The sequence below is a fragment of the Microbacterium gallinarum genome (genome assembly GCF_014837165.1).
In the GTDB taxonomy this organism is placed as follows: domain Bacteria; phylum Actinomycetota; class Actinomycetes; order Actinomycetales; family Microbacteriaceae; genus Microbacterium; species Microbacterium gallinarum.
Genome location: NZ_JACSPM010000002.1, coordinates 294,487 through 312,029, shown reverse-complemented (window position 1 = coordinate 312,029; position 17,543 = coordinate 294,487). Strand labels below are relative to the sequence as shown.

Genomic DNA, 17,543 nt, shown 5'->3' with positions numbered 1-17,543 from the left:
CAAGATGCGCCTCTCCCGGGCGAGCGGATGCCGCATGTCATCGACGGTCGCCAGGGGAGTGCCCGACCGGGGCATCCGTTATGCTCGGTGTGTCGCGACTGGCGTTGAGGTGGACCACCACCGGGGAGCGACCGACTACGGCATTCGACCGCGCGCCTGGGCCGATGTGAGTTTCGATAAGCGCGCGCTCCGCGGGCTACTCAACCGCTGTTCACTGCCGCAGTCAGGAGATCTTCATGACCGATCAGTACTTCAACGCCCCGCTCGCCGAGGTCGACCCCGAGATCGCACAGGTGCTCGAGCGTGAGCTCGAACGCCAGCGCGGCTACCTCGAGATGATCGCCTCCGAGAACTTCGTGCCCGTCTCGGTCCTGCAGTCGCAGGGCTCGGTGCTCACGAACAAGTACGCCGAGGGCTACCCCGGCCGTCGCTACTACGGCGGCTGCGAAGAGGTCGATGTCGCCGAGGAGCTGGCCATCGCCCGTGCGAAGGAGCTGTTCGGCGCCGAGTTCGCCAACGTCCAGCCGCACTCGGGTGCGACGGCGAACGCCGCCGTGCTGCACGCCATCGCGCGCCCGGGCGACACCCTGCTCGGTCTCTCGCTCGATCAGGGCGGTCACCTCACGCACGGCATGAAGATCAATTTCTCGGGTCGTCTCTACGACATCGTCGCGTACGGTGTCGACCCCGAGACCTCGACCATCGACATGGACGAGGTGCGTCGCCTCGCCGTCGAGCACAAGCCCAAGGTCATCATCGCGGGCTGGTCGGCGTACCCCCGTCAGCTCGACTTCGCCGCGTTCCGCGCGATCGCCGACGAGGTCGGCGCGCTGCTGTGGGTCGACATGGCGCACTTCGCCGGTCTCGTCGCCGCAGGTCTGCACCCGAACCCGGTGCCGCACGCCCACGTCGTCTCGTCGACCGTGCACAAGACCATCGGCGGCCCGCGCTCGGGCTTCATCCTGACCAACGACGCCGACATCGCGAAGAAGATCAACTCGGCCGTCTTCCCGGGTCAGCAGGGCGGCCCGCTGATGCACGTCATCGCGGCCAAGGCCACGGCGTTCAAGCTCGCCGGCACCCCGGAGTTCACGGAGCGCCAGGAGCGCGTGCTGCGCGGTGCGCACATCATCGCCGAGCGTCTCTCGCAGCAGGACGTGGCGGATGCCGGCATCACGGTGCGCTCGGGCGGCACGGACGTGCACCTCGTGCTCGTCGACCTGCGCAACGCCGAGATCGACGGCAAGCAGGCCGAGGACCTCCTCCACGAGATCCACATCACCGTCAATCGCAACGCGGTGCCCAACGACCCGCGTCCGCCGATGGTCACGTCGGGCCTGCGCATCGGCACGCCCGCGCTCGCGACCCGCGGCTTCGGCGACGCCGAGTTCACCGAGGTCGCAGATGTCATCGCCCTCGCGCTGCTGCCCGGTGCCGACGTCGAGGCGCTGCGCGCACGCGTCGCGGCGCTGACCGCGGCCTTCCCGCTGTACCCCGGCCTGCAGCAGTAGCCCCCCGCGTTCCGGCGTCTCGCGCCGAAACGTCGCGATCACGACGAGACCGCGCGCGAAAGACGACGTCTGGTCGCCGATGCGCCGTCTCGGCGAAGGAAGGACTGAGCATGACTGCCACCACCCTCGACGGCAAGGCCGCGGCGGCCGAGATCAAGGCCGAGCTGGCCGAGCGGGTCGCCGCGCTCACGGCGCGGGGCATCACGCCCGGCATCGCGACGGTGCTCGTGGGCGCAGACCCGGCCTCGCAGCTGTACGTCGGCATGAAGCACCGCGAGTCCGAGTCGATCGGCATGAACTCGATCCAGCGCGAGCTGCCCGCCGACGCGACGCAGGCCGAGGTCGAGGCGCTGATCGACGAGCTCAACGCCGATCCCGAGTGCCACGGCTACATCGTGCAGCTGCCGCTGCCGAAGCACCTCGACACCGACGCGGTCCTCGAGCGCATCGATCCCGACAAGGACGCCGACGGCCTGCATCCGACCAATCTCGGCCGGCTGGTGCTCAACGTGAACACGCCCATCACGTCGCCGCTGCCCTGCACCCCGCGCGGCGTCATCGAGCTGCTCCTGCGCAACGGCTACGACCTGAACGGCAAGGACGTGGTCGTCGTCGGCCGCGGCGTCACGATCGGCCGTTCGATCGGCCTGCTCCTCACGCGCCGCGAGTACAACGCCACGGTCACGCTCACGCACACGGGCACCGCCGACCTGTCGCACCACCTGCGCCAGGCCGACGTGATCGTCGCGGCGGCGGGCGTCAAGCACATCGTGCGCGCCGAAGACGTCAAGCCGGGCGCCGCCGTGCTCGATGTCGGCGTGACGCGCGAGATCGACCCCGAGACGGGCAAGTCGAAGGTGTACGGGGATGTCGCGCCCGATGTCGCCGACGTCGCCGGCTTCCTCTCGCCGAACCCCGGCGGCGTGGGCCCGATGACCGTCGCGCTGCTGATGACGAACGTGGTCGAGGCCGCGGAGCGGCTCTCGAGCTGACCGGCTCTCCGCCCCGGAGGGTTTACGCCGCGCCGCGATCGGTGGCAGGTTGAGGGGATGAGCATCGCGGAGCAGTCGTGCTGATCTACTCGATGGGCGTCTCGGCGGACGGATTCATCACCGACCGCGACGGCGGCATCGACTGGGGCGGTCCCGACGAGGAGCAGTTCGCCTTCCACATCGAGGAGATCCGCGGCCTCGGCGGGTGCCTGTTCGGGCGGCGGCTGTACGAGACGATGCTCGTCTGGGAGACGGACCCGTCGATCCGCGACAGTGAGGCCACCGACGAGTTCGCCGACCTGTGGTCCGCCATCCCCAAGGTGGTCTTCAGCCGCACGCTCGATCGGGTCGAAGGCAACGCGAGGCTCGCCGAGGGGTCGCTCGCCGAGGAGGCGGCGCGGATGGCCGGCGCGACGGACAAGGACGTCGAGATCGGCGGTGCGGACCTCGCGTCATCCGCGATCGAGCAGGGCGTGATCGACGAGTTCCAGATGTTCCGCTATCCCGTCATCCTGGGTGGCGGAACGCCGTTCCTCCCGCCCGTCGAGCACCGCATCGCGCTCAAGCTGGTCGAGACCCGGACCTTCGGCGGACGCGTCGTGTTCGAACGGTACCGCCGCATCCAGGACGCGTGAGACGTGCCCGATCTCGACGACATCCGCCGCACGGCCGCGCGACTGCCCGGCAGCGAGGAGCGCATGATGACGGGCGGGGTCGCGTGGTTCGTCCGCCGCAAGGTCTTCGCGTGGGAGTGCCACCCGTGGCCGAGCATCCCCGAGGACATGCGCGAGATCATCGCGGCGGAGCTGGTGGTCGGCGTAAAGGTCGTCGATCGGGTGGACGCGGTCGCCCTCGTCGAGATGGAGCCCGAGGTCTTCCTGCGCACGACGACGGCGTGGAACGAGCCCAAGGTCGCCTTCCGCATGGCGGGCATCGACCCCGCACATCTCGAAGAGCTCATCACCGAGGCGTGGCGCACCCAGGCGCCGAGGTACCTGCGACGCGAGTTCGACGAGCGCTCGCCCGCCGGGCGTCACGGCTGACGACACCGGACCGGGTCGTGGACACGCCGTCCGCGTGGAAGAGTGGCCGGATGCCCTCGCCCCAGGCCCTCACCGAAGCCGATCGCCGGCTCGTCGCGGCGTGGGCGGCGGACTGCGCGGAGCGCGTGCTGCCGCTGTTCGAGGCGGAGGCACCGGATGATGACCGCCCGCGCGACGCCGTCGCCCGGGCGCGCGCCTTCGCGCGGGGCGACCTCACCGCGGCCGGCGAGATCGCGCGGCGGTTCGTGGCCGGTCGGGCCGCACACGCGGTGACCTCCCGGCAGGCGGTCGCCGCCGCGCGCGCAGCGGCCCAGGCCGCCGGGGTCGCGCACATGGGCGCGCATGCACTCGGCGCCGCTGCGTACGCCGCACGAGCAGCCGGGGCGGCCGCGCCCGACGCCACCGCGGCAGAGCTGCAGTGGCAACTCGACCATCTGCGCGCCGACGTCGCCGCCGCGCTCCGGCGGCTTCCGCCGCTCGGCAACGACTCCGCCGGTCCGCTCGGCCCCGGGCTGCTGGCCTCGGGCGACCTCGGCGCGCACATCCGGGCGCTTCAGGCCGGGATCGCGCAGCTCGGCGATCGATGAGAACGGATGCCGCGGCATCCGTTCAGCTCGTGCTCGGCCACGCGATGGCGTCAGCGCGCCGACGCCGTGTGGTCCTCGACGTCGGGCTCTGCTCGCGCGATGTCGGCGATCTGCTCCTCGGGGCGCGGCGCGATCGTCTCGTCGTACGCCAGCTCGGGAATGCTGACCTCCTCCGGCCCCGGCACATGGTCGGGTGAGGGGTGCTCACGCTGAGACACGGTGATCCCTTCGTCTCTGCGGTCTCGGTGTTCTCAGCATGCGCTCGGCCGCCGACCCGTTCAACCCGGTTGACACGGACCGTCGCCACCGCGGCGGCCGGCCGTGCTGCGCGGGCACCGAGCGGGTGCCCGAGGCCCGGATCCACGACCACCCCGCGCGTGTCGTCGCGCAGGCCTATGCTCGGATCGACGACGTCTCGGAGGGACGGACGTGACAGGCAGCATCACCATCCTCACCGGCCCGGCGGGTGCGGGGAAGACCACCGTGGCACGGACCGTGGCCGCGATGCGCCCGCGTGCGGTGCACCTGCACACCGACGACTTCTGGGGGTTCATCGTCTCGGGCGGCATCCTGCCGTACCTGCCGGATGCGGATCGGCAGAACCACACCGTGCTCGAGGCCATCGCGGCTGCCGCGTTCGCCTATGCGAAGGGCGGCTATGAGGTCGTCGCCGACGGCGTCGTCGGACCCTGGATGCTCGACCACTACACGCGGGCGGCTGCGGCTCACCCCGGCATCCCGCTGCGGTACGTGGTCCTGCGGCCCGACCTCGAGGTCACGCTGCATCGCGCCCTGGCGCGCACGGCGCCCGACGCCCTGACCGACGGCGACGTGGTCGCCGACCTCTGGCACAGGTTCTCGCAGCTGGGTGATCTCGAGGCGCACGTCATCGACACGTCGTCGCTCGATCTCGGTGAGACTGCGCAGGCGGTGGAGGCGGCCATGGCGTCGCCCGACTTCCTGGTCTGAACCTCTCTGCTCCGAACCGCCACCGCTCACCCCGTCGCGCGCGCTCGCGCCTCGGCGGCGGCGAGTGCGGCCGTCGCGCCGTCGGTCGGCGCGATCGCGACCAGCCCGCGGTACAGGGTCACGAGCGCGTCCACGTCGAGCTCGCCGGTGCGCGCGCGGTCGCAGTGCACCGCCTGAATCGCCGCCTCGAGCTGGAACCGCCCCAGCGGGCGCCCGAGCGCCGACGCCCGCCGCAGCAGCGCCGCGCCCTCGGCGATCATCGCTCGGTCCCACGCGGCCGGATCCTGCTCATCGAGCGGGGGCCACGGCACGGTCGCCCGCGCAGCGGCGCGGGATTGCGAGTAGGTGAGCAGCGCGGCGAGGCCCCACGCCTCGGGCTCGTCGTCGAGCAGGCTCGCGGTGAGGACGGCGAGCCACCGCGCCTCGTCGGCGAGCGACTCCCTCGGCTCGTCGCCCTGATCGAGCCAGTCGAGGGCGTAGGCGCCGTAGATCGCCTCGAGCACAGCGGGCAGTCGAGTCGGCATGTCGGCCCGCGTGGGCACGGCGAACGGGATGCCGGCGTCGCGGATGCGACGCTTCGCCCGCACCAGGCGCTGCGCCATCGTCGCCGGCGGCACCCCGAAGGCGCGCGCCACGTCCGAGGCCTCGAACCCGAGCACGGCCTGGAGCATGAGGGGCGGGCGCACGGCAGGGTCGATTGCGGGATGTGCACACGCGAAGAGCAGCTCGAGCCGCTTGTCGGGAATCTCGTCTCGTCGCTCCACGGCGACGGCCGCGTCGAGGGCGCGCTCGTCGGCGAGCGCCGCTGCGACGACCTCATCCAGCGGCACGCCGGTGCGGTGGGCAGCCGAGCCGAGGGCGTCGCGCAATCGGTTGCGGGCCACAGTGAGCAGCCATCCTTCCGGATTGGCGGGGATGCCGGCATCCGGCCACGTCTTCAGGGCGCGCTCGAACGCATCGGCGAGGGCGTCCTCGGCGAGGGCGACGTCCCTCGTGCCCGCGGCGACCAGCGCCAGGAGGTGGCCGTACGACGTGCGGGCCGCGCGCTCAGCGGCGGACCGCACGTCGGAGCCGGACATCAGTCCGCGAAGGGCGTCCAGGCGCCGTCGACGAAGCGCGTCGCCGTGGGCCGGATCTCGACGGTGCCCCACCCGATCGACGGGGCTTTGGCTGCCCAGCCGATCGCCGCGTCGAGGTCGTCGACCTCGATCACGAACGTGCCGCCGAGCTGCTCCTTGGTGTCGGCGAACGGCCCGTCCTGCACGCGCAGCGTGCCGTCGGGTGCGGTGACCGACGTGGTCACCGCCGACGGCTGCAGCACCTCGGCGGAGCGGAGCACGCCGGCCGCGTCGATCGCCTTGGCGTACTCGTCGAACTCGCGCATGCCTTCGGCCCAGGCATCCGGGCCCATGTCGTCCGCGGTCATCTCGGGATAGTGGAGAAGGAGCGTGTAGCGCATGATGTCGTCCTTTCGTCAGTGCTGCGACACCACGATGACGATCGAGCGTGCCGCCGATCGACAGCCCTGCGGATCCCCGTCAGCCCTTGCCCAGCTCGTCGAGCATGCGCCGCTGCTCGTCGGTGAGACCGTCGTGGAGCTCGCGGCGCCCGGCCGCCTCTTCGGGGCTCGGCATGCGGGGGGCGTCGGCGGCGGGCGCGGTCGTCGCCCGTCCGCCGGAGGCCTTGTCGTAGAGGGCGCCCGCGTGAGCCTCCACCTTGTCATCGACCGCGTCGTAGATCGCCCAGCCGATGAGGAGGATCACCGGCGGGAGCACGTAGCCCCAGAAGGCGCCGACGAACCCGCCGCCGATCGAGACGCCCGAGAGCCAGACGGTCACCATCCAGACGAGGAACGCCACTGCGAACGCGAGGAGGAACTCGACGACCTTCTCACCCGCCTTGGTGCGCTGGTTCGCCGACCTGGCCGCCATCGAGCGGAACCAGCCGTGGACGGCGGGCTTGATCCAGATGGCGAGTGCGGTCAGCACGATGCCCGCCCACAGCGCCGACCATCCCACGCGCGCGGGCGTCAGGAATCCGATGACGAGCAGCACGACGATGTTGAAGACCAGCAGCGACGCGAACCGGACGATCCACTTCTTCATGGGATCACTGTGCCACGCCGGGACGCCCCAGCGGGAGGCGGCTCACCAGATGGAGACGAGCTGCGTGATGTCGTCAGCGGGAAGCGCGTCCACCGTGGCCGTCACCTCGACCTCGACGAGGTCGGCGCGGCCCGACATGACGGTCAGGAACGCCGTGTCTGCGGCATCCCGCCCCGTCGCGATCCGCACGAGGGACGAGCGCGGTGCGAGGGTCGTCGCGTCGATCGCACGCCAGGCGCCGTCGATCCATGCCTCGGCGACCGCGTGGAAGTCCATCGGAGAGACGCCGGGGGCGTAAACCGCGACGCTGCGCGCGGGGATGCCGAGCCCTCGCAGCAGCGCGACGGACAGGTGCGCGTAGTCGCGGCACACGCCCTGCCGGGCGAGGAGCGTGCGCGTCGCGCCGTCGGTGGGCAGCGACGATCCCGAGACGTAACGCAGCCGCGTGCCGACCCACGACGAGACCGACGCGAGCAGCTCGGCCGGGTCGGTGATGCCCTGGAACTCGCCGGACGCGGTGGGGGCGAGGGCGTCGGACTCGGCGTATCGGCTCGGCCGGCTGTACACGAGGAGGTCGGCCTCGGTGGCGTCCGCGGTCGGCGCGTTGCCGTCGACGCGGGCGGTGTACCGGGCAGTGAGGCGGCCAACCCCCGACGTCAGCCGGTGCAGCCGCGTGCCGTGCGCGTCGGAGACGACATGCCAGTCGAGTGACTGGCCGTCGAGCGTGGCCGTGAACTCCTCGTGCGCCGGCGCGTACTGGTCGGCCACCGCGATCGCGAACACCAGGTCGGCGGGCTCGGTCACGTCGAGGACGATCCGGCTCGAGACATCCCTCTGCATGTCCTCACCCTGACACGCGCGGAGGCCCGATGCAGGGACTTGACAGACCGGATGCTCCGCCCGCGGCTCGTCGGCGGGGAATCGGGCCGGCGTCAGTACGACGCGCGCTCGCCGGTGCCGGCGCCGTCGACCCAGCGCGCGGCGAGTGCCTCCGAGCCGCGCGCGAGAACCGCCACGTCGGCGCCGACGAGGATGAAGCCCGCTCCCGCGTCGACGTACGCCTGTGCTGCTCCGGGATCGAACGCGTTCACGCCGACCGGCTTGCCGGCGCCGCGCACCGCCTCGAACGCACGCAGGACCGCGCCGGTGACGTCGGGATGCGTCTGCCGGCCCAGCAGGCCCATCGACGCGGCGAGGTCGCTCGGTCCGACGAAGACGCCGTCGATGCCGTCCACCGCGGCGATCTCGGCCGCGGCCGTCGCGCCCTCGACGGTCTCCACCTGCACGAACAGCGAGATGTGGTCGTCGGCGTTCTCGAGATAGCCGTCGACCCGGTTCCAGCGCGCCGAGCGGGCGAGCGCCGAACCGACGCCCCGGCGGCCACGCGGCGGGTAGCGCACGGCCTCGACGACCTGTGCCGCCTCGTCGGCGGACGACACCATCGGCACGAGGATGTTCTGCGCGCCGAGGTCGAGCACCTGCTTGATCGCGACTACGTCGCCGATCGGCACGCGCACGAGCGGGGTCACCGGGTAGGCCGCCACCGCCTGCAGCTGTGCGAGCACCGACTCGAGCCCGTTCGGGGAGTGCTCCATGTCGATCAGCAGCCAGTCGAGGCCGGACCCCGCGCAGATCTCGGCGACCAGCGGCGACCCCGAGCACACCCACATGCCCGCGAGCGTACGGTCGGCGCCCGCGAGCGCATCGCGGAAGGTGGGGCTCAGACGGAGCGACATGATCCCCCGCTTTCGGAACGCGCGCCGGTCACGTCTGCGGACGTCATACGAATCTGCACGACACCACTCCCATCGGTCCGTAGTCGCACAGCACGCTATCGCCCCGCGACACCCACATGGGGCGCGTGAACGAACCGGCGAGGATGATCTCGCCCGCTTCGAGCCGCGCGCCGTGCTGATGGAACTTGTTCGCGAGCCACGCCACGCCCGTCGCTGGGTGGCCGAGCACGCCCGCGGCGACCCCTGTCTCCTCGATCTCGCCGTTGCGGCTGAGCACGCCCGGAACCCAGCGCAGATCGATCTCGTCGGGGCGCCTGTGCACGTCGCCGAGCACCATCGCGCCGTACGCGGCGTTGTCGGCGATCGTGTCGACGATCGTGCGGCCCTCGAGCTCGATGTGCGAGTTGAGGATCTCGAGCGCCGGCACCGCGTAGTCGATCGCGGCCAGCGCCTCCTCGAGGGTGCAGTCAGGACCCTCGAGCGGCGTGGCGAGCACGAACGCCAGCTCGACCTCGATCCGCACGTTCGAGAACAGGTCGACGGGGATCTCGGCACCCGACGCGTACACCGTGTCGTCGAACATGACGCCGTAGTCGGGCTCGGTGATGCCCGTCGCCTGCTGCATCGCCTTCGAGGTGAGACCGATCTTGCGGCCCACCAGCCGGCGCCCGGCCGCGATGTTCTGGTCTCGCCACACGCCCTGGATCGCGTACGAGTCCTCGACCGTCGCCCCCGGGTAGCGCGCCGTGATCCTCGGGATCACGCCGTGCGTGCGGTCGGCGTCGGCGAGCTCGGCCGCGATGTGCGCGATGTCGTCTGGGTGCAGCATCCGATCTCCTTCTCGTGTTCAGCGCCCCTGCTCACGTGCCCCCTGCTCACCTGTCGCAACGGGTCGCGCAGGTCGGCACTTGGTGACAGGTGAGCAGGGGAGTCGGGGTCTAGAGCTGGTGGCCGAGCTTGTACTCGCCCTGCTTGTACTCGGGCATCGACTCGGCGCCCTCGTCGCGGCGCGTGTACGAGAAGCCGTCGGCGCCGATCGTCACCGCCATCTCCGACGAGTCGGTGCGGGCGACGACCGGCTGCGGGTTGCCGTCGAGGTCGAGCACGAGGGATGCCTCGGTGTACCAGGAGGGCACGACGGGGTTGCCCCACCAGTCGCGGCGCTGGTTGTCGTGGACGTCCCACGTGATGACGGGGTTGTCGGGGTCGCCGGTGTAGTAGTCCTGCGTGTAGATCTCCACGCGGTGGCCGTCGGGGTCGCGCAGGTACAGGTAGAACGCATTCGAGACGCCGTGGCGGCCCGGGCCGCGCTCGATGGCGTCGGAGCGGCGGAGCGCGCCGAGCTTGTCGCAGATCGCGAGGATGTTGTGCTTCTCGTGCGTGGCGAAGGCGACGTGGTGCATGCGCGGGCCGTCGCCGCCGGTCATGGCGGTGTCGTGCACGGTGGGCTTGCGGCGCATCCACGCGGCGTAGACGGTGCCCTCGTCGTCCTGGATGTCCTCGGTCACGCGGAAGCCCAGGTCCTGCATGAACTTCACCGCGCGCGGCACGTCGGGACTGACCTGGTTGAAGTGGTCGAGACGCACCAGCTCACCCGGCTTGTGCAGGTCGTAGCGCCAGGCGAGACGCTCGACGTGCTCGGTCTGGTGGAAGAACTCGTACGGGAACCCCAGCGGATCGGTCACGCGCACCGAGTCGCCGATGCCCTTGGTGAAGCCCTCCGCGCGGCGCTCGACGCGGCATCCGAGCTCCTCGTAGAAGGCGACCGCCCTGTCGAGGTCCTCCGGCGTGCGCACGCGGTACGAGAACGCGGCGACGGCGGCGATCGGGCCCTCGCGCAGCACGAGGTTGTGGTGGATGAACTCCTCGGTGGAGCGGAGGTAGATGGCCTCGTCGTCTTCCTCGGTCACGTACAGCCCGAGCACGTCGACGTAGAACTCGCGCGACGCGGCCAGGTCGGTGACCACGAGCTCCATGTAGGCGCAGCGCAGGATGTCGGGCGCGGGAGCCGACGGCGTCGGCACCGGGTTGTCGGTCTCGATCGGCGCCTCCTGGGAGACGTAGAAACCGGAGGAGGTGAGGGTCATGTCGTCACGGTTGGTCATGGCTCGTCCTTGTTGCCTTTGATGCGAATCTGTGGGGGTGGAGCGGATGCCGCGGCCAGGTGCAGACCGATGGCCGCGGCATCCGGGTCAGTGGGCGCTGCCGCCGGCCTTGCCGAAGGTCGGGTTGTGCACCTCGCCGAGCGTGATGTGCACGGCCTGCTGGTCGGTGTAGAAGTCGATCGAGCGGTAGCCGCCCTCGTGACCGAGGCCCGACGCCTTCACGCCGCCGAACGGGGTGCGGAGGTCCCGCACGTTGTTCGAGTTGAGCCAGACCATTCCCGCCTCGACGGCCTGCGCGAAGTTGTGCGCACGCTTGAGGTCGTTGGTCCACACGTAGGCGGCGAGACCGTACTTCGTGTTGTTGGCGAGCTCCAGCGCCTCCTCGTCGGTTTCGAAGGGGGTGATCGCGACGACCGGGCCGAAGATCTCCTCCTGGAAGATCCGCGCGTCGGGGGAGACGTCGGCGAACACCGTCGGGGCGACGAAATTGCCGGATTCGAACCCCTCGGGCCGGCCGCCGCCGGCGACGAGGCGTCCTTCGGACTTGCCGATCTCGACGTAGCCCATGACCTTCTCATAGTGCTCGGGGTGTACGAGCGCACCGACCTCGGTCTCGGGGTCATGGGGGTACCCGACCTTCACGCGCTTCGCCTGCGCGGCATAGCGCTCGACGAACTCGTCGTAGATGTCACGCTGCACGAGGATGCGGGAGCCGGCGGTGCAGCGCTCGCCGTTCAGCGAGAAGACGCCGAAGATCGTCGCGTCGACCGCGGCCTCGAGGTCGGCGTCGGCGAAGACGATCGCCGGGCTCTTGCCGCCGAGCTCCATCGACAGGCCCTTGAGGAACGGCGCCGCGTTGCCGAAGATGATCTGCCCCGTGCGGCTCTCGCCGGTGAACGAGATGAGCGGCACGTCGGGGTGCTTGACCAGAGCGTCGCCGGCGTCCTCGCCGAGGCCGTTGACGAGGTTGAACACGCCCTGCGGCAGGCCGGCCTCCTCGAAGATGCCGGCCCAGAGCGACGCCGACAGCGGCGTGAACTCGGCGGGCTTGAGCACCACGGTGTTTCCGGTCGCCAGCGCCGGGCCGAGCTTCCACGACTCGAGCATGAACGGCGTGTTCCACGGGGTGATCAGTCCCGCGACGCCGATCGGCTTGCGGTTGACGTAGTTGATCTGGCGGCCCGGCACCTTGAAGGTGTCATCGGCTTGGGCCACGATCAGGTCGGCGAAGAACCGGAAGTTCTCGGCCGCGCGGCGAGCCTGGCCGAGCGCCTGCGTGATCGGCAGGCCCGAGTCGAACGACTCGAGCTCGGCGAGGCGCGCGTCGCGCGACTCGACGATGTCGGCGATGCGGTGGAGCACGCGCGAGCGCTCGCGGGGGAGCATCTTCGGCCAGGGACCCTCGGTGAACGCGCGGCGCGCGGCGGCGACGGCGCGCTCGATGTCGGCCTTCTTGCCGGCCGCGGCCTTCACGTAGACCTCGTTCGTGACGGGCTCGAGCACGTCGAACGTGTCGCCGTCGATCGAGTCCACGAACTCGCCGTCGATGTAGTGCTGGATGCGCTCGGGCAGGTCTGCGGGCACGTGGCGCGCGGTGGTTGCAGTCTCGGTCATCTGCTTCTCCTTCGTGGAGGTCGGAAAGGGCGCAGTGGGGTGTGCGCCCTCGGGTCAGAAAGCGGGGAGGCTGAGGGCCTCGTCGGGGTGCTCGTGGATCATGTAGGCGTCGAGCGTGGCCGAGCGATGACGGCGGGCCGCCTTCTCGATCTCGCCCAGCGGGGCGCCGGCTTCGATGAGCGCGAGGATGTTCTCGTGCTCGCGCACCGACTCCTGCGCGCGGCCCGGGACGAAGCTGAAGGTCGACTCGCGCAGGTGGCCGAGCTTGGCCCACTCCGCGTTGACGAGCTCGAGCATGCGGGGGTTCGCGCACTTGGTGAACAGCGCCGAGTGGAACTCCTGGTTGAGCGCCGTGAAGCGGCGCGGATCGAAATGCTGCAGCGTCTCGATCATCTGCTCGTTCACGGCGCGCGCGTGCCGGATGTCGTCGGCGGTGAGCGCGCGGGCCGACAGCGCCGTCGCGGCGCCCTCGAGGATCGACAGCGCCTGCATGCTGAAGCGGTACTGCGAGTCGTCGACCATCGACACCCGCGCGCCCACGTTGCGCTCGAAGGTCACCAGGCCCTCGGCCTCGAGCTGCCGGACGGCCTCCCGCACCGGCACGACGCTCATCTGCAGGTCGTCGGCGAGCGAGCTGAGCACGAGGCGGTAGCCGGGGGTGAACTCCTGCTGGGAGATGCGCTCCTTGATCCAGGTGTACGCCCGCTGCGACTTGCTCTGCGCCGCCTGGGTGCCCTGCGTCTCGGTGCTCATGTGGCCTTCCCCTTGCGGTCGGCGTCGTAGCGCGCGCGCCACTCGGCGTTCAGGGGGAACAGACCGTCGACCGGATGCCCTTCGGCCACGCGCTGCGCGATCCAGGCATCCTCGTCCTCCTGCGCGATGGCCGCGTCGACGACCTCCTCGACGATGCCCGCCGGGATCACGATGACGCCGTCCGCGTCGCCGACGATCACATCGCCGGGCTGCACGGTGGCACCGCCGCACGCGATCGTGGCATCGACGTCCCACGGCACGTGCTTGCGGCCGAGGACGGCGGGGTGCGCGCCGACGGTGAAGATCGGAAGGCCGACCGCGGTCACGGCGGCCGCGTCGCGGACGCCGCCGTCGGTCACGATGCCGGCCGCACCACGCGCGTGGGCGCGGATCGCGAGCACGTCGCCGAGCGTTCCCGATCCGGCTTCGCCGCGCGCCTCGATGACGATGACCTCTCCCTCGCCGACCGCGTCGAACGCGCGCTTCTGGGCGTTGTAGCCGCCGCCGTGGCTCGTGAAGAGGTCTTCGCGGTTCGGGACGAAGCGGAGCGTGCGGGCTGTGCCGACGAGCTTGGCTTCGGGATGCAGCGGCCGGACGCCGTCGATGTGCACGTTGTTCAGGCCACGCTTGCGCAGCTGGCCCGACAGACCCGCGACGGGCACGGACTCGAGCTTCGCGCGCAGTTCGCTGCTCAGAGCCGGGGATCCGGCGGAGACGGGAGACTCGGCGTCAGAACCCCCTGTGGTCGACTGCTCTCCTGAGCCGGAGGCGTCCGCGGGAAGGCCGGCGGCCTCGCGCGAGCCCCACGCCTCGGTGCGCTGCACGTCGTCGACCGCGGGGAGTGACCCGAGGTCGCCGTCGAACCCCGCCGCGCCCTGCGCGACCGTGGTCACCAGGCGGCCGGACGACGGGCCGCCGGGCACGTCGACCTCGACCTCGACGACGTCGCCGGGGACGGCGACCGACGAGCCCGCGGGCGTGCCCGTGAGGATCACGTCGCCCGGCTCGAGCGTGAAATGCTGCGACAGGTCGGCCACGAGCTGGGCGAGGGGGAAGATCATGCCGGCGGACGAGTCGTCCTGGGCGATCTCGCCGTTGAGCCAGGTGCGCACCCGCAGGGCGGTCGGGTCGATCGTGCGGGCGTCGATGAGTCCAGGGCCGATCGGCGTGTAGCCGTCGCCGCCCTTCGAGCGGACGTTCGAGCCCTTGTCGTTCGCCCGCAGGTCGTAGAGGCCGAAGTCGTTGGCGGCGGTGACCCACCCGACGTGGCTCCAGGCCTCCGCCAGGCTGACCCGGCGGGCGGGCGTGTCGATCACGAGCGCGATCTCGCCCTCGAAGGCGAGGAGCTCGGTGCCGGCGGGACGCTCGATCGTCGCTCCGGACGGGGCGACCGAGCTGGAGGGCTTGAAGAAATAGGAGGGATGCTGCGGCCGACGACCCCGTTGGTCGGCGCGCGAGGCATAGCTCAGGTGGATGGCGACGATCTTGCCGGGCCGGGTCGGCAATGCCCGGAAACGGGCGTCGGATGCGGCATCCGCTGTGCTTTCCTGCATCGGGAGCGTCCTCACTCTTGCGTCGTATCCGAAATCGTATACGATAGGTCGGCATCCGGCAACACCTCCACGGAACCAGCGCCGGTGACGAAGTCGTCAGTACAGACACAGGAGTCAGCTCATGAGCACACCCCCATCCGGAGCAGGGTTCACGCCCACCGGAACCATTGCGAGCTCGGCGGATCGCCGCCGGGTCGTCTTCGCGACCGTCGTCGGAACCACGGTCGAGTGGTACGACTTCTTCATCTACGCGTTCGCGGCCGGTCTCGTCTTCGCCGAGCTCTTCTTCGCCCCGGCGGGCGAAGGGTTCGCGCAGATCCTCTCGTTCATCACGGTGGGAATCAGCTTCCTCTTCCGTCCGCTCGGCGCATTCCTGGCCGGGCACTTCGGCGACAAGTACGGCCGCAAGGTCGTCCTGATGTGGACGCTGATCCTCATGGGCGCGGCCACCACGCTCGTCGGCCTGCTGCCCACGTACGCCGCGATCGGCATCGCCGCCCCCATCCTGCTGATCCTCCTGCGCGTGCTGCAGGGCATCTCGGCCGGCGGCGAGTGGGGCGGAGCGGTGCTCATGGCCGTCGAGCACGCCCCGAAGGCCCGACGCGGGATCTTCGGCGCGTCGCCGCAGGTGGGCGTGCCGATCGGTCTGCTGCTGGCATCGGCCGTCATGGCCCTGGTCGCTCTGCCGGGCGACGAGTGGTTCAAGGAGTGGGGATGGCGCATCCCGTTCCTCCTGAGCGTCGTGCTGATCCTCGTCGGCTACTACGTGCGCCGTCGCGTGGAGGAGAGCCCGGTGTTCGCCGAGCTCGCCGAGCGCAAGGAGAAGGCGCAGATGCCGATCGTGCAGCTGTTCAAGAAGCACACGCTGCTCGTGATCATCGCCGCGCTCGTCTTCGCCGGCAACAACGCGGTCGGCTACATGACCACCGGCGGCTACATCCAGCGGTACGCCACCGATCCCGAGGGGCCCGTCGCCCTCGCCACCGCCCCCGTGCTGTGGGCCGTGACCGGCTCGGCCGTCACCTGGCTGATCGCGACCTTCATCGCGGGGTGGATCAGCGACCGGATCGGCCGCCGCACGACGTACATCATCGGCTGGATCCTGCAGCTGGCGGGCGTCTTCCTGCTCTTCCCGCTCGTCAACACCGCGAACGTCGGCCTGCTGTTCCTGGGTCTCGCGGTCCTGACGATCGGCCTCGGCTTCACCTACGGACCGCAGGCGGCGCTGTACAGCGAGCTGTTCCCGGCATCCATCCGCTTCTCGGGCGTCTCGATCTCGTACGCGATCGGCGCGATCGTCGGCGGTGCGTTCGCGCCCACCATCGCGCAGGCACTGGTGCAGGCGACGGGATCCACCGTCTCGGTCACCTGGTACCTCGCGGGCATGACGATCGTGGGCCTCATCGCGACGCTGCTGCTGCGTGACCGGTCCGGCATCCCGCTGGGCCCGGACCACGAGGAGGAGCAGGCGAAGAGCCCGATCTACGGGCTCTCGCACGCCTGAGGACTGTCTGACCGGATGCCGCGGCCCGGCCCCTCGCGACGGGGGGTTCGGGCCGCGGCATCCGTCGTCTCACGCGGGCAGAGGCGAGCCGACCCCGAGGACTCCGAGGCCCTCGGTGTCGACGCGTTCCGCTCACCTGTCACGACTCGCCGCCTCGCCCGGCGTTTCGTGACAGGTGAGCAGAACCCGTTCCGCTCACCTGTCACGACTCGCCGCCTCGCCCGGCGTTTCGTGACAGGTGAGCAGTGGTGTGGCGGTGGGTCGCCTCTCCGCCCAACCGCGGCGAAGCGCGGTTCAGCGGGTCAGCAGACGCAGATCGGCACGGTTGAGTTCGCGGCCCGTGCCCTCGACCGCGGCGATGTGCGTTTTGCGAGGCGCAGGGCGCGCAGTTCGGCGCGGTTGAGGCGCCAGGTCGAGTGAGTCGGATGCCGCGGCTCAGCGCGTGCGCATGCCGTCGAGCGCGACCGCCACGACGTCGTGCGCCAGGCGTGCGCTGTCGACCGGACCGCCGGGGCGGTACCACTCCACGAGGGAGTTGACCATGCCGAAGATGAGGCGCGTCGCGACCGGGCCGTCGATGTCGTCGCGCACCTGGCCGGCGGCCTGCGCCCCCTCGACGAGCGCGGTCACGCGGTGGTCGAACGCCCGTCGACGTTCCAGGGCGGCGCGCTCGACGTCGCTGTTGCCGCGTACCCGCAGCAGCAGTGTCACGTAGGGGAGCCGGTCGACGAGCACCCGCACGGCGCCGCGCAGCACCGCGTCCAGCCGCTCGGCGGCGGACCCCTGCTCGGCGGCGGGCTCGTCGAGCACGCCCTCGAGCCCGCTCAGCGCCTCGTCGAGGGCGAGCGCGAGCAGCTGCTCCTTCGAATCGAAGTGGTGGTACAGCGCCGACTTCGTCAGGCCCAGTCGGGTCGCGAGATCGGCGACCGAGGTCGCGTCGTACCCCTGCTCGTTGAAGAGGGCGACCGCGATCTCCAGCACCTGCGCACGGTCGTAGCCGGGACGACCGCGGCGCGGGGGTGCGCTGTTCGCTGAGTCGACGTCGAGGGCGGGCATTGCTCCAGTGTCGCA

At 70.8% G+C, this 17,543-nt stretch carries 19 protein-coding genes and 1 riboswitch; of the genes, 7 read left to right on the top strand and 12 right to left on the bottom strand.

The annotated features are described in order from the left end of the window. The first annotated feature begins 84 nt into the window (after positions 1–84). Positions 85–169: riboswitch (ZMP/ZTP riboswitch) on the top strand. A 67-nt stretch (positions 170–236) separates the two neighbouring features. From glyA to H9622_RS08385, 5 genes are all read left to right on the top strand, one after another. Beyond that, a complete protein-coding gene (gene glyA / locus H9622_RS08405) occupies positions 237–1,511 on the top strand; it encodes a serine hydroxymethyltransferase (protein WP_191765939.1) in 1,275 nt (424 codons plus the stop codon). Between the two features lie 110 nt (positions 1,512–1,621). After that, positions 1,622–2,503, top strand: a complete 882-nt coding sequence (locus H9622_RS08400; RefSeq protein ID WP_191765938.1) for a bifunctional methylenetetrahydrofolate dehydrogenase/methenyltetrahydrofolate cyclohydrolase — start codon at positions 1,622–1,624, stop codon at positions 2,501–2,503. Positions 2,504–2,580: 77 nt separating this feature from the next. Continuing rightward, positions 2,581–3,138 carry a dihydrofolate reductase family protein gene (locus H9622_RS08395; protein WP_191765937.1) on the top strand — a complete coding sequence of 186 codons (558 nt, stop codon included), beginning with the start codon at positions 2,581–2,583 and terminating at the stop codon, positions 3,136–3,138. A gap of 3 nt (positions 3,139–3,141) precedes the next feature. Beyond that, entirely contained in the window at positions 3,142–3,546 is a 405-nt protein-coding gene (locus H9622_RS08390) for an MmcQ/YjbR family DNA-binding protein (protein WP_191765936.1), read from the top strand. Between the two features lie 50 nt (positions 3,547–3,596). Continuing rightward, a complete protein-coding gene (locus H9622_RS08385) occupies positions 3,597–4,133 on the top strand; it encodes a putative immunity protein (protein WP_191765935.1) in 537 nt (178 codons plus the stop codon). A gap of 50 nt (positions 4,134–4,183) precedes the next feature. Here the strand turns inward: H9622_RS08385 and H9622_RS08380 are convergent, their stop codons facing one another. Further along, a complete protein-coding gene (locus tag H9622_RS08380; RefSeq protein WP_191765934.1) occupies positions 4,184–4,351 on the bottom strand; it encodes a hypothetical protein in 168 nt (55 codons plus the stop codon). Between the two features lie 211 nt (positions 4,352–4,562). Here H9622_RS08380 and H9622_RS08375 point away from each other — a divergent pair, with 211 nt between their 5' ends. Further along, positions 4,563–5,102 (top strand): AAA family ATPase, encoded by a 540-nt coding sequence (locus H9622_RS08375; RefSeq protein WP_191765933.1) that lies wholly within the window; start codon positions 4,563–4,565, stop codon positions 5,100–5,102. A gap of 26 nt (positions 5,103–5,128) precedes the next feature. On the opposite strand, the gene H9622_RS08370 is transcribed toward H9622_RS08375, so the two are convergent. The 10 genes from H9622_RS08370 to H9622_RS08325 form a co-directional block, all read right to left on the bottom strand. Further along, positions 5,129–6,181 (bottom strand): RNA polymerase sigma factor, encoded by a 1,053-nt coding sequence (locus H9622_RS08370; protein ID WP_191765932.1) that lies wholly within the window; start codon positions 6,179–6,181, stop codon positions 5,129–5,131. Beyond that, positions 6,181–6,561, bottom strand: a complete 381-nt coding sequence (locus tag H9622_RS08365; protein ID WP_191765931.1) for a YciI family protein — start codon at positions 6,559–6,561, stop codon at positions 6,181–6,183. The genes H9622_RS08370 and H9622_RS08365 overlap by 1 nt, the downstream gene beginning before the upstream one ends. Before the next feature lie 79 nt (positions 6,562–6,640). Next, positions 6,641–7,207 (bottom strand): hypothetical protein, encoded by a 567-nt coding sequence (locus H9622_RS08360; protein WP_191765930.1) that lies wholly within the window; start codon positions 7,205–7,207, stop codon positions 6,641–6,643. A 42-nt stretch (positions 7,208–7,249) separates the two neighbouring features. Further along, complete coding sequence (locus H9622_RS08355; RefSeq protein WP_191765929.1) at positions 7,250–8,047, bottom strand: transglutaminase-like domain-containing protein; 798 nt, start codon at positions 8,045–8,047, stop codon at positions 7,250–7,252. Positions 8,048–8,139: 92 nt separating this feature from the next. Then, positions 8,140–8,943 carry an HpcH/HpaI aldolase family protein gene (locus tag H9622_RS08350; protein WP_191765928.1) on the bottom strand — a complete coding sequence of 268 codons (804 nt, stop codon included), beginning with the start codon at positions 8,941–8,943 and terminating at the stop codon, positions 8,140–8,142. A 43-nt stretch (positions 8,944–8,986) separates the two neighbouring features. Then, positions 8,987–9,772: a 2-keto-4-pentenoate hydratase gene (locus H9622_RS08345; RefSeq protein ID WP_191765927.1), complete on the bottom strand. Its 786-nt coding sequence runs from the start codon at positions 9,770–9,772 to the stop codon at positions 8,987–8,989. Between the two features lie 109 nt (positions 9,773–9,881). Then, entirely contained in the window at positions 9,882–11,048 is a 1,167-nt protein-coding gene (hpaD, locus tag H9622_RS08340) for a 3,4-dihydroxyphenylacetate 2,3-dioxygenase (protein ID WP_191765926.1), read from the bottom strand. A gap of 87 nt (positions 11,049–11,135) precedes the next feature. Further along, positions 11,136–12,662, bottom strand: a complete 1,527-nt coding sequence (gene hpaE, locus H9622_RS08335) for a 5-carboxymethyl-2-hydroxymuconate semialdehyde dehydrogenase (RefSeq protein ID WP_191765925.1) — start codon at positions 12,660–12,662, stop codon at positions 11,136–11,138. A 54-nt stretch (positions 12,663–12,716) separates the two neighbouring features. Then, positions 12,717–13,415, bottom strand: a complete 699-nt coding sequence (locus H9622_RS08330) for a GntR family transcriptional regulator (protein WP_191765924.1) — start codon at positions 13,413–13,415, stop codon at positions 12,717–12,719. Beyond that, complete coding sequence (locus H9622_RS08325) at positions 13,412–14,968, bottom strand: fumarylacetoacetate hydrolase family protein (protein WP_191765923.1); 1,557 nt, start codon at positions 14,966–14,968, stop codon at positions 13,412–13,414. Before H9622_RS08325 ends, H9622_RS08330 begins: the two co-directional genes overlap by 4 nt. A 121-nt stretch (positions 14,969–15,089) precedes the next feature. Between H9622_RS08325 and H9622_RS08320 the strand changes: the two genes are divergently transcribed. Beyond that, positions 15,090–16,472, top strand: a complete 1,383-nt coding sequence (locus tag H9622_RS08320) for an MFS transporter (protein WP_191765922.1) — start codon at positions 15,090–15,092, stop codon at positions 16,470–16,472. Between the two features lie 435 nt (positions 16,473–16,907). Here H9622_RS08320 and H9622_RS08315 read toward each other — a convergent pair whose 3' ends face one another. Continuing rightward, positions 16,908–17,528, bottom strand: a complete 621-nt coding sequence (locus tag H9622_RS08315; protein WP_191765921.1) for a TetR/AcrR family transcriptional regulator — start codon at positions 17,526–17,528, stop codon at positions 16,908–16,910. Between the last annotated feature and the right edge of the window lie 15 nt (positions 17,529–17,543).